The organism is Rhizobium sp. SL42, from assembly GCF_021729845.1.
Classification (GTDB): domain Bacteria; phylum Pseudomonadota; class Alphaproteobacteria; order Rhizobiales; family Rhizobiaceae; genus Allorhizobium.
Genome location: NZ_CP063397.1, coordinates 3,799,226 through 3,811,289 on the forward strand (window position 1 = coordinate 3,799,226; position 12,064 = coordinate 3,811,289).

The window sequence follows — 12,064 nt, forward strand, 5'->3', positions numbered from 1 at the left end:
GCTTTTCGGCCTGCTAAATTCTCAGTGACCGGCACCCGCCGGTGCGGCGGCCTTGGGTTTTTTCAGCAGCAGCGTCATGAACACCAGGGAACCGAACAGCACCGTCAGCCCCATGAAGATGTCGATAAACGACAGCAGTGTGGCTTGCTGCGTGACGATGCCGGCGAGCTTCTGGACCGCAACGGTGCTGCCGTCGAGACCATAGGCGTCGTAGTTCGCACCGACACTGCTCAACCAGTCGAGTGCCGCAGGGTTGCCCCAGTCAACTCTCTCGGACAGGCGGGCAAAATGATCGTCGGTCCGCTGGGTGATCATCGTATTGATGATCGCAAGGCCGACGGCGCCGCCAAGGTTGCGCGTCAGGTTGAACAGGCCCGATGCGTTCTTCATGCGATCCGGGGGCAGCGTACCGAGCGCGATATTGTTGATCGGCACCATGCAGATCATCAGCGAGCAGCCGCGCAGGATCTGCGGAATGAGCAATTCGTAGAAATCCCAGTCCGCGGTGATGCCGGTCATCATGTAGGTTCCGGCGGCAAACCCGCCAAAGCCCATCATCATCATCACGCGCGGATCGAGTTTGCTCGACAGGATGCCGGCAATCGGCGCCGTCAGGAACATCGCGGCCCCCGAGACGAACATGGTCTGGCCGATCATCAGCGAGTCGTAGTGCCGGATGCGACTGAGATAGAGCGGATAGAGATATGTCAGTCCGTAGAGACCGACGCCCATGACGAAGGAGAACAGCGAGCCGAAGGCAAAGTTCGTATTCGAGAAAGCCCGCAGGTCGACGACCGGTAGCTCGACCTTGAAGACCCTTCGGAAGAAGATCGCCCCGCCGATCACCATGGCAATGGTGCCCATGACGATATGGTGGTCGTTGAACCAGTCCTTGTTGTTGCCCTCTTCCAGCACGTATTCCATCGAACCGAGGAACACCGCCATAGAGGCCAGTCCCCACCAGTCGAATTTCTTCATCAGGCTGTGGTCAGGCTGGTCGAAATCGATCAGGCTCCAAGTCGTCGCGGCCACGATGATGCCGGGTATGACATTGATCAGGAACAGCCAGTGCCACGACATGGCATGGCTGATATAGCCCCCGATCGTTGGCCCGATCGTCGGTGCGAGCGTGGCGACAAGACCGATCATCGGCGAGACGATATTGCGCTTCGACGGCGGAAAGATCGTGAAGGCGGCGACAAAGACGGAGGGGATCATGCCGCCGCCGATGAAGCCCTGGATCGCACGGTAGACGATCATCTGCTCGATATTGGTGGCCGTGGCCGCCAATGCGCTGGCCAGGGTAAATCCGCCGGCGCAGATCGAGAACAGGACCCGCGTCGACAGGATCCGGGCGAGAACGCCGGACAACGGGATCATGATGACTTCGGCGATCAGGTACGATGTCTGGACCCAGGCGACCTCGTCATTGCTGGCGCCGAGGCCGGCCTGGATTTCGGAGAGCGACGCCGAGACGATCTGGATGTCGAGGATCGACATGAACATGCCGAAGACCATCGCCAGAAAAGCGATGACGCGCTTCGGATCCATGCGCTCTTCCGCCCCCGAGGCCGAGCCAAGGGTGGGTGATGCTGTGCTTGCAACGGCCATGACGCGGCCCCTTTTCTAGCAGATCCGCTTACTGCGCGGCGACGGCCTTGGCTTCGGGCGCGGTCCGGGTATCAACATCGACGATCACGCTCAGACCGGCGCGCAGGTGTCCCTGGTCCAGCGCCTCCTGCGGAAGCGCGATCCGGACCGGCACGCGCTGCACCACCTTGGTGAAGTTGCCGGTCGCATTTTCGGCCGGCAGCATCGAGAAGATGGCGCCTGAGGCCGGCGCGATCGAGGTCACGGTGCCTTCAAGCGGATCGTCGCCATAGGCATCGACGTGGATCGAAACCTTCGAGCCCGGAACCAGGTGCGCGATCTGCGTTTCCTTGAAATTCGCCTCGATGTAGAGGTCACGCACGGGAACGAGGGCAGCGAGACGCTTGCCCGCGGAAACAAGATCGCCGGCCTGGACCGAAAGATTGCCGATGACACCGTCATACGGAGCCTTGAGCACGGTGAAATCGAGATCGCGCTTGGCCTTGTCGATCGCCAGTTCCTGTACCTTGACGGTGTTCAGCGCTTCATTGCGCTGGGCCTTGAGGAGAGAAACATTGGCTTCGGCAGACGACACCGCCGCCTCACCCGCAACCAGGTTTGCCTTGGCCTGCTCCAGCGCGATCGTCGCATTGTCGAGATCGGCCGTCGTGCCTGCGGACTTGGCTGCCAGATCCTTGGCGCGCTTCTCGGTAATCTGCGCACCGCGCACGCTGGCTTCCAGAGCGCCCTGCTGTGCCTTGCTCTGCGCAAGGCTTGCCTCGCCACCGGTGATCTGCGCATCGATGCGCAGCACCGCGAGTTCGGCGCTCTGCTTGTTGGCGACAGCCTGTTCATAGGCGATGCGATAATCACCGCCATCGAGCGTCACCAGCGGATCGCCAGCCTTGACGACCTGGTTGCCGGTCACTTCGACCGACTGCACATATCCGGCAATCTTCGGCGAGATAATCGCGATATCGCCTTCGATATAGGCATCATCGGTCGACACCATAAACCGGCCATTGGTCCACCAGTCGTAGCCGAACCAGACGCCGACACCGAGGATCGCCAGGCCGATGACCGGCAGGACCGGGCTGCGGCGCTTCTTGGCGGCTGCGGGCGGCGCGACTGTCTCGGCAGGGGTGACCCCGGCTTCTTGCGGCGTGGCCGGCACGGCCTCATTCCTGTCTTCGACGGGAGGAGCGGAACGGAGGGCGGTGGATCGTTGCGTGACGGACATGGGCTCAAACCGGGGAGTTGGTGTAGGAACTATTCGAACTGAACCGTTCGGTTCGATTGACATATAGGCTTTTGTGACGCATATCAAGGTGCAGAAAACGGCTTTGTGGCCTCAATCTGCACATGAGTTAATTATTTGGACCGACCATGACCCAACCGACGACGAAACCGCACGACACACCGGAGCCGACCCCCGCGGCAGCGCCCGGCCTCAGCCGTTTTGCCGCCGGCGAAGACCCGATCAAGCGCGGCCAGATTCTCGACGGCGCAAAGCGCGTTTTCATGAAGATGGGCTATGACGCCGCGAGCATGAATGACGTGACGCGGGAGGCCGGCGTCTCGAAGGGCACCATATATGTCTACTTCCAGAGCAAGGAAGAGCTGTTTGCAGCCCTGATCGAGCGCGCCAAGGGGCTGTTTGCCGAACAGATGCGCGAACTGCTGGAGCAGAGCACGAGCGCCGAGGACGGACTGCGCCGCTTCGGCCTCGCTTTCGCCCACCAGGTCATCAAGACCGACATGATCCCGTCGATGCGCGTTGTCCTCGGCGTGATCGATCGCATGCCGTCGCTTTGCCAGCGGTTTTTCGCCGGCGCCCCGACCAATGCCAAGACCGTGCTGCGCGCCTTCCTCGACCGCCATGTCGAAAGCGGACAGCTGCACATCGACGACAGTGAACTGGCAGCCCGCCAGTTCATCGACCTGGCCGTCGGCTCCTTCTTCCGGGAGCGGCTGTTCAATCAGCTGCCGCCGGATGTTGCGCAGGCCGAAATCGAGCGTGTGATCGATAGCGGCCTCAAGCTTTTCCTTGGTGCATACGGTCCGGCCGACCGGCAAAACACCTGAGCCGGAGCCGCCGCCCGCAGCCTTATCGCACTAAGCCCGGCGCTACCTGCAGCGCCGACCCTTGCCATATGCGATCATTTGCCCCATTTGCTGTTGCTCAACCCCTCTGTTTAGCACGGAAAACACCGAATGCAGGATCTGCTCCTACTCGCCCAAGACCCCGCCGCCTGGATCGCACTGGTTACGCTGATCATAATGGAAGTCGTGCTCGGCATTGACAACCTCGTCTTCATTTCCATTCTGACGAACAAACTGCCGGTGGAATCGCGCGAAAGAGCTCGCCGCATCGGCATCGGCCTCGCCCTCATCATGCGCCTGGCGCTGCTGGGCACCGTCGCCTGGATCGTCCAACTGACCAATCCCGTGTTTGAACTCTTCGGCCACGGCTTCTCGTGGAAGGACATGATCCTGATCGCGGGCGGCCTGTTCCTGGTCTGGAAGGCGACCAAGGAAATCCACCACAATGTCGATCCGATCGACCATCAGGAGGATTTCATCGCGTCTTCGGCGACCAACACCTTTGCCGCCGCCATTGGCCAGATCCTGCTGCTCGATCTCGTGTTTTCCGTCGACAGCATCATCACCGCGGTTGGCATGACCGAGCATCTGCCGATCATGGTTATTGCCGTCATCGTGGCCGTCACCGTCATGCTGATCGCCTCCAATCCGCTGGCCAACTTCATCGAGAAGAACCCGACCGTCGTCATGCTCGCGCTCGGCTTCCTGCTGATGATCGGCATGACCCTGATCGCCGACGGCATGGGCTTCCACGTTCCGAAGGGCTACATCTACGCTGCCATGGCATTCTCCGGGCTTGTGGAAATGCTCAATATGTTTGCCCGCAGGAAGAAGCAGGCAGACCGGGAAAAAGGCGCGACCCGCCACTGATCCTTGACGTCGCGAAAGAGGGCCTGTTTGTTTGAACGGGCCCTCTTTTTTTATCACAGCCTTCACGTCGTCAAAGATCACACTGGACATGAACCAGCGGTGCCTTCACCGTCTGCAGCTCTGCCCACTGAATCGCCCGGAGCCACATGACCTACGAGCAAATCCTCGCCTTCGGTGTCATTGCTGCCATGATGGCGGCATTCATGTGGGAGCGCTTCCGTTACGACGTCGTCGCCTGTGCCGCTCTCGTCTCGGCAGTCGCCCTCGGCCTCGTCTCCCCCGCCGAGGCATTTGCCGGCTTCTCCGACGACATCGTCATCATCGTCGGCTCCGCGCTGGTGGTCAGCGCCGGCGTTGCACGGTCCGGCGTCGTCGATCTTGCCATCAAGCGCTTCTTTCCCAGTCTGGAATCCGTCCGGGCGCAGATGCTGCTTCTACTGCTTACGGTCACCATACTCTCTGCCTTCATCAAGAATATCGGTGCGCTGGCCATCATGATGCCCGTGGCGTTCCAGTTCGCCCGCCGCTCGAATGCCTCACCGTCCATCTTCCTGATGCCCATGGCCTTCGGCGCCCTCCTCGGCGGCCTGATGACCCAGATCGGCACCTCGCCCAACATCGCCGTGTCGCGGCTGCGTGAAGAGATCACCGGCCAGGCCTTCACCATGTTCGACTTCACCCCCGTCGGCGCGACACTGGCGATCGCCGGCATCATCTTCCTGATGCTCTTCTATTGGCTTGTGCCCGTGCGCGAGAACCAGAACCCGTCGCTGCAGGAAGCACTCGAAAGTTCGCATTTTTCAACGGAAGCAACCCTTGGGCGGCAATCCCCCTATGTCGGCAAGACCCTGCACCAACTGCAGCAGATCGCCTCAGGCGAAGTAACGGCAACCTCGATCCTGCGCGGAGACACGAGGCTTTCGCCGTTCCCGGACGTGCAGTTGAAGGTCGGCGACACCCTCCTGCTGCAGGGACCATCGGAGGCACTGGATAGGGTCGTCTCCCAGGGCAACCTCACGCTGGCCGGCGGCACGGTTGCCTCCAACAAGGGCGGCGACCTTGTCTCCGTCGAAGCCGTCATCAGCCGGGGATCGTCCCTGATCGGCCAGACCGCGCGGGATCTCTCTCTGGTCCATACCTACGGCGTCAACCTGCTCGCAGTCAGCCGGCAGGGCAAGCGCATCCGTGAACGGCTGGGCGAACTGACGCTGCGGTCGGGCGATGTCGTCCTGCTGCAGGGCCTTCGCCAGCAGATGCCCGCCATCCTGACCGAACTCGGCTGCCTGCCGCTCGCCGAGCGCGCGATCCTGCTCGGCACCAGCCGAAATGTTCTCGTTCCGCTCGCCATTCTGTTTGTCGCCATGGGCGCCACCGCCCTGGGACTGGCCCCGGTTGCCATCGCGTTCTTTGCAGCGGCGCTGGCCATGGTCGTCTTCAAGGTCATCCCGATCTCGGAAGTCTACCAGTCGGTCGATGGTCCGATCCTCGTCATGCTGGCCGCCCTCATTCCGGTGTCCAACACCTTGCGGACTTCAGGTGCCAGCGACGTCATTGCCGGCTGGTTGAGCACGCTGGCCAGCAGCATGCCGGCCTGGGGTGCCGTCGCATTGATCCTCGTCACCGCGATGGCCGTTACACCCTTCCTTAACAACGCGGCAACGGTGCTGGTGATGGCCCCGATCGCCGCGAGCTTTGCCGGCGGGCTGGGCTACAGACCGGAAGCCTTCCTGATGGCCGTCGCAATTGGCGCGGGCTGCGATTTCCTCACCCCGATCGGCCACCAGTGCAACACGCTGGTCATGGGTCCCGGCGGCTATCGCTTCAGCGACTATCCCCGGCTCGGGGCGCCTCTGTCCGTCCTGGTAATCCTGGTTGCCGTCCCGACACTGCTGATGGTCTGGCCCGTCTGAGACCGGTGGTTGCGATATGTGCCGGTGTCAGAACATCGAGCATGTGACCACGACACCCAACCGGACGCAGAAAAACGCAGAAAAACCTGCGTCGGCGGGACGCAGGCTTTCCTGGGGGGGCGGGTACTTGGGGAGAACGCAAGCCGGACGGATGGGGCTCGCCTGCCGCTTCGTTGGCCACGGAGAGAAACCGGAAAAATCTCCGTGTTCCCCGATATTCCGTCGCGTCCGGTTGGCACGACCTGCGTTCTGTCGGTGAAACGCCTCCAACCGAAATCGGTTCCGCTGTTTTTTTGATTTATTTCCGCACCGGCTTGAGGAAGGGCCGGAAACCGCCCAAATACGCAGTTTTCCTTGACGCACTGCGTTGAATATGGCCTAAGGCCAGCCAATGGAACAGGCGGAACCTGGCACGGAAACGCGCCTTCTCGTCCTTCCGCCACATTGTATTTCACACCCATGATCCTGCGGCCATCGCTCGATTTCCCCGCACGTCACTATGAGCTGAACTCCATGACCAATTCAGGCGTCCGCGTCCGTATCGCACCCTCCCCGACCGGCGAACCCCATGTCGGCACCGCGTATATCGCGCTGTTCAACTACCTGTTCGCCAAGAAACATGGCGGCGAATTCATCTTGCGCATCGAAGATACCGATGCGACCCGCTCGACCGCCGAGTTTGAACAGAAGGTACTCGATGCGCTGAAATGGACCGGCCTGACCTGGTCGGAAGGTCCGGATATCGGCGGCCCTCACGGCCCATACCGCCAGTCCGATCGCAAGGACATGTACTGGCCGCATGCGCAGGACCTGCTCGACAAGGGCCATGCCTTCCGTTGTTTCTGCACGCCTGAGCGGCTTGAGCAGATGCGCGAGGGCCAGCGCGCGGCCGGCAAGCCGCCGAAATATGATGGCCTGTGCCTGAACCTGACCGCCGAGGAAGTCACCTCTAAGATGACCGCCGGCGAAACGTCCGTGGTGCGCATGAAGATCCCGGCCGAGGGCTCATGCGATTTCCATGATGGCGTCTACGGCGATGTGTCGATCCCGTGGGACAGTGTCGACATGCAGGTCCTCATCAAGGGCGACGGCATGCCGACCTATCACATGGCCAATGTCATCGACGACCACCTGATGAAAATCACCCATGTCGCCCGCGGCGAAGAGTGGCTGGCATCGGTGCCAAAACACATCCTGCTGTATCGCTATTTCGGCTGGGAAGCACCTGTCTGGATGCATCTGTCGCTGATGCGAAACGCCGACAAGTCCAAGCTTTCGAAGCGCAAGAACCCGACTTCGATCTCCTACTATTCGGCGCTCGGCTACATGCCGGAAGCGCTGATGAATTTCCTCGGCCTGTTCTTCATCCAGATCGCCGAAGGCGAAGAACTGCTGACCATGGACGAGCTGATCGAAAAATTCGATCCCGACAACCTGTCCAAGGCTGGCGCGATCTTCGACATCCAGAAGCTCGACTGGCTGAACGGCCGCTGGCTGCGCGAAAAGCTCTCGCCGGACGAGTTCATCGCCCGCGTGCTGGACTGGGCAATGGAAAACGACCGCCTGACCGAGGGCCTGAAACTCGCCCAGAGCCGCGTCACCAAGCTTGGCGAACTGCCGCCGCTCGCAGGCTTCCTGCTTGCCAATGATGTCGGCCTGACGCCAGCCTCCTTCGGCGGCCTGAAGACCAGCCCGGCAGAAACGCTGGCCATCGTGACCACCGTTCAGGCGGATCTTGAAAAGATCCTCGAATGGAACGTGGCGACCATCGAGGAAGAACTGCGCGCGATCGCCGATCGTATGGAGAAGAAGCTGCGCGTGGTAACCCCGCCGCTGTTCGTCGCCGTGTCGGGAAGCCAGCGCTCACTGCCGCTGTTTGACTCGATGGCGCTGCTCGGCCGCTCCGTCGTCCGCCAGCGCCTGAAGGTCGCGATCCAGGTTCTGACCGCGATGGCGGGTGCACAAAACTAAGGAAAAGCCCCTCCACCTTGTGGGGAGGATTTGGGGAGGGGTTTAGCCCCGAGCAAGACGCCTCCCCTCCCCGTCGCTTCGCTCCGACCCTCCCCACAAGGGGGAGGCTTGACCGAGCCAGCCGCACCGGCAAACCGAAACAAAAACAGCCGATCCGAGGCAATCACACGATGACCGAACAGAAGACCGAAACCGCCCTCTCCTCCGACCCGACCGAAGTGCGCCGCCAGAAACTGGCTTTGCTGCGCGAACAGATCGGCGACGTCTATCCGGCCCATTTCCACCGCACGATCACCAATGCTGAACTGGCTGCGAAATACGAGGGCCTCGAACTGGACACCGAATCGGGCGACATCGTCACCGTAGCCGGACGCGTCTATTCCTCGCGCAATTCGGGCATGTTCATCGACCTGCACGATGCCTCCGGCAAGATCCAGATCTTCTCCCACAAGGATACGACTCCGGAAGCAGCCCGCGCGCTGCTGCCGATGATCGACCTTGGCGACATCATCGGCGTCACCGGCGCCGTGCGCCGCACCAAGCGCGGCGAACTGACGATCAACGCCCATGAAATCACCATGCTGACCAAGACGCTGCTGCCGATGCCGGAAAAGTATCACGGTCTGGCAGACATCGAACAGCGTTACCGCAAGCGCCACCTCGACATCCTCACCAACGAGGATTCGAAGCTCCGCTTCCAGCAGCGCTCGCAGATCGTCTCCGGCATCCGCCGCTTCATGGAAAACGACGGCTTCATGGAAGTCGAGACGCCGATGCTGCACTCGGTCTATGGCGGCGCCACGGCCGAACCGTTCAAGACGCACCACAATACGCTGAAGCTCGACATGTACCTGCGCATCGCGCCGGAACTGTTCCTCAAGCGCACCCTCGTCTCCGGCCTGACCGACAAGGTCTTCGAGGTTAACCGCAACTTCCGCAACGAAGGCGTTTCCACCCGGCACAATCCTGAATTCACCATGATGGAATGCTACTGGGCCTATGCCGACTACGAAGACATCATGGACCTCGTCGAGCGCATGTTTGCCGAGCTCGCCGTGAAGATCCACGGCAGCACCGAATTCATGTTCGGCGACAAGGAAATCTCCTTCAAGGGTCCGTTCAAGCGCGTACCGATGCCCGACGCCGTCAAGGAAGCGACCGGCATTGACTTCCTCGCGATGAAGACCGACGAGGAAGCCCGCACCGCTGCCAAGGCTGCCGGCTTTGCCGTCGAGAAGGACTGGACCTGGGGCGAATGCCTCGCCTTCATCTTCGAAGAGAAGGTCGAAAGCACGCTGATCCAGCCGAGCCATGTCACGCACTTTCCGAAGGACATCTCGCCCTTCGCCAAGGAAGTGCCGGGTGAGCCCCGGCTCGTCGAACGCTTCGAGACCTATTGCAACGCCTGGGAAATCGGCAATGCCTTTTCTGAACTCAACGATCCGGAAGAACAGCGAAAGCGCATGGTCGAGCAGCTCGAGCAGGCCCATGCCCGCGGCGAGAAGGAAAAGCAGCTCGACGAGGAATTCCTCGACGCGATCGACCAGGGCATGCCGCCCGCCGGCGGTCTCGGCATCGGCGTCGACCGCCTGATCATGCTTTTGACCAACGCGCCGTCGATCCGCGACATCATCCTCTTCCCGGCCCGTCGCGCCCGGGCAGACTGATAAGGCAGACCGATCAGCCGCAACACAGGCCTGAAGACAAAAAAGCCCCGGTCTCGCGACCGGGGCTTGTTTCGTTTGTAAAGTATTCCAGGCTCAGTGACCGGCCTTGGCCTCTTCCTCGCCATGAACCTCCGCTTTCGGCGGCAGGATGGCTTCATCCTCGGCGGGAGCAGCTGACGCATGCGATGCATCCGCCTTTTCGCCATGCTCGCCTTGCGTCGATACCGGCTCGCCTGAGGGCTGGTCATGCGTTTCCGCAGCAGTTGCCCCTGCGGCGGCGGCGCCGTGTCCGCCGTCAGCAGCGGTCGCGATCGGCTTGGCACGCATCTTGGCCAGCCAATCGGCGCCATCATGTTTGGTCTGCGCCTGTTCGCCGTCCGGGGCGACCTGGTTCGCGGCCGGCTTCGGCCACTTCTTCTTTGCAACCTCATCGGCGTCCGACGCGGTGTCGCCACCCTGGACCGAAGCGTCCTCTTCCGTCGCAGCCTCTTCGCCACCCAGCCCGACCATGCCCTTCAGCGAGGAAAACCAGCCCTCGTCCCCGGCATCTGTCGCATCCGCATTGTGTGCATCCTCGGCACCCGCAGGCGCATGAGCGTCGGCCGCTTCCGGCGCCGCCTCGGCAGCGTCGCCCTCCGCTGATGTATGCTTCGCTGCCGGCTCCTCGACGGGCGCACCATGGGCCTCAACCTGGGCCTCAACCGTTGCTCCATGACCGTCGCCGTCCGCGGGCGCATGTCCTGTAGCCTCTTCAGGTGCTGCAGCCTCCGAATGTCCGGCGGCCTCGCCGTGCTCGGCAGGCGCCGCGTGCTCGCCCGCGGCAGCCTCGTCTTCCGCCGGTGCATCGTGGCCGGCGGCCTCGGCACCATGCGGCGCATCCGCCGGCTCTTCGCTGCCGCCGAGACCGACCATGCCCAGGATCGAACCCATCCAGCCCTTGCTTTCCGCAGCACCGTGTTCCGCCACGGGCGTGTCGCCTCCATGGCCCTCGGCCGGTGCTTCCCCATGGCCTTCGGCGGGGGCCGCCCCATGCGCATCTGCCGGTGCCTCGCCATGCCCGCTCGCAGGCGCTTCCCCGTGTCCGCTCGCTGGCGCTTCCCCATGTCCGGCCGGTGCGGCTCCATGTCCGGCAGGCGCTGCTCCATGCGCACCTTCCGGCAGGACCACTTCCGGCTTCAGGCAATCGGTGGTGTCGTCCAGCCGGGCAACGAGCGCTTCGATGTCCTTGTCGATCATGTCGATGCGCTCGCCGAAGAACTGGCCGTTCTCGTTCGCAGCCTTGTCGACATAGCGCGCGGTAAAGATCCGGGCGGCGCTCTCTTCCGGCACGCGGCTTGGATCGGGAATATAAATCACATCCGCACCGACAGCGCGGCCGCGCATGTCGGCGCGGTCCTTTGGTCCCTTGGTATCAAGTACGACCACCTGGACCAGATCGGCCTTTTCGTGCTCATGCAGGCTCTTGGCGACCCGCAATGCCGTCTTCACCCGTGTCAGGCCGTCACCCGGCGCATCGGTCGTGATGTATTTCCGGATCCAGAAATGGTCCTTCTTGTGGATTTCGACGGTTTTGACCTCGGTGCATTCCAGACCGTTGAGTTCGGCATAGGAAGGACCAAGCAGGGTGTCGGCGCCGATGAACACGGCCGCAGCACCGGTTCCGCCGCACAGGACAAGAACGCCGCCGAAGATCAGCACGAGCTTGCGCGAAAAATGGATCTTCGGACCCTTCACGCTGTGAACTCCGCCATGACACCGCTCCGCTGTTTTACGCAATACTTGCGCCACCATATGAGATCGTTGTTGCGGAAACTTTAACTTGCCCCCGACAATGCCGCACAACGGCATGCCTCCGGCGAAAATCCCGAATTCGACGGAATTTTCGTCAGCGATATGTTCTTTTTGCGAATGAGTTGCAAATGCATTGACAAAGCAGATTTGCGCGATAGGTTT

At 61.8% G+C, this 12,064-nt stretch carries 8 protein-coding genes; 5 read left to right on the forward strand and 3 right to left on the reverse strand.

All coding sequences use genetic code 11. The annotated features are described in order from the left end of the window. Positions 1 to 21: 21 nt before the first annotated feature. Positions 22 to 1,611, reverse strand: coding sequence for a DHA2 family efflux MFS transporter permease subunit (locus IM739_RS17940; RefSeq protein ID WP_237369027.1), 1,590 nt, complete (start codon positions 1,609 to 1,611; stop codon positions 22 to 24). A gap of 28 nt (positions 1,612 to 1,639) precedes the next feature. After that, complete coding sequence (locus IM739_RS17945; protein WP_442981066.1) at positions 1,640 to 2,830, reverse strand: HlyD family secretion protein; 1,191 nt, start codon at positions 2,828 to 2,830, stop codon at positions 1,640 to 1,642. Between the two features lie 146 nt (positions 2,831 to 2,976). Between IM739_RS17945 and IM739_RS17950 the strand changes: the two genes are divergently transcribed. From IM739_RS17950 to lysS, 5 genes are all read left to right on the forward strand, one after another. Then, a complete protein-coding gene (locus tag IM739_RS17950; RefSeq protein ID WP_237369029.1) occupies positions 2,977 to 3,675 on the forward strand; it encodes a TetR/AcrR family transcriptional regulator in 699 nt (232 codons plus the stop codon). Positions 3,676 to 3,804: 129 nt separating this feature from the next. Next, positions 3,805 to 4,563, forward strand: a complete 759-nt coding sequence (locus tag IM739_RS17955) for a TerC family protein (protein ID WP_237369030.1) — start codon at positions 3,805 to 3,807, stop codon at positions 4,561 to 4,563. Between the two features lie 146 nt (positions 4,564 to 4,709). After that, positions 4,710 to 6,473, forward strand: a complete 1,764-nt coding sequence (locus IM739_RS17960; RefSeq protein WP_237369031.1) for an SLC13 family permease — start codon at positions 4,710 to 4,712, stop codon at positions 6,471 to 6,473. Positions 6,474 to 6,986: 513 nt separating this feature from the next. Then, on the forward strand, positions 6,987 to 8,444 hold the full coding sequence (gltX, locus tag IM739_RS17965) for a glutamate--tRNA ligase (protein WP_237369032.1): 1,458 nt from the start codon (positions 6,987 to 6,989) through the stop codon (positions 8,442 to 8,444). A 170-nt stretch (positions 8,445 to 8,614) separates the two neighbouring features. Then, positions 8,615 to 10,111 carry a lysine--tRNA ligase gene (lysS, locus tag IM739_RS17970; RefSeq protein ID WP_237369033.1) on the forward strand — a complete coding sequence of 499 codons (1,497 nt, stop codon included), beginning with the start codon at positions 8,615 to 8,617 and terminating at the stop codon, positions 10,109 to 10,111. Positions 10,112 to 10,204: 93 nt separating this feature from the next. Here the strand turns inward: lysS and IM739_RS17975 are convergent, their stop codons facing one another. Beyond that, positions 10,205 to 11,845 (reverse strand): hypothetical protein, encoded by a 1,641-nt coding sequence (locus tag IM739_RS17975; protein WP_237369034.1) that lies wholly within the window; start codon positions 11,843 to 11,845, stop codon positions 10,205 to 10,207. Positions 11,846 to 12,064 lie beyond the last annotated feature (219 nt).

What these genes read in the sequence shown, in the direction of transcription:
- IM739_RS17940 (WP_237369027.1), bottom strand. Translation starts at nt 1,611, where the DNA reads ATGGCCGTTGCAAGCACAGCATCACCCACCCTTGGCTCGGCCTCGGGG.
- IM739_RS17945 (WP_442981066.1), bottom strand. Translation starts at nt 2,830, where the DNA reads ATGTCCGTCACGCAACGATCCACCGCCCTCCGTTCCGCTCCTCCCGTC.
- IM739_RS17950 (WP_237369029.1), top strand. Translation starts at nt 2,977, where the DNA reads ATGACCCAACCGACGACGAAACCGCACGACACACCGGAGCCGACCCCC.
- IM739_RS17955 (WP_237369030.1), top strand. Translation starts at nt 3,805, where the DNA reads ATGCAGGATCTGCTCCTACTCGCCCAAGACCCCGCCGCCTGGATCGCA.
- IM739_RS17960 (WP_237369031.1), top strand. Translation starts at nt 4,710, where the DNA reads ATGACCTACGAGCAAATCCTCGCCTTCGGTGTCATTGCTGCCATGATG.
- gltX (WP_237369032.1), top strand. Translation starts at nt 6,987, where the DNA reads ATGACCAATTCAGGCGTCCGCGTCCGTATCGCACCCTCCCCGACCGGC.
- lysS (WP_237369033.1), top strand. Translation starts at nt 8,615, where the DNA reads ATGACCGAACAGAAGACCGAAACCGCCCTCTCCTCCGACCCGACCGAA.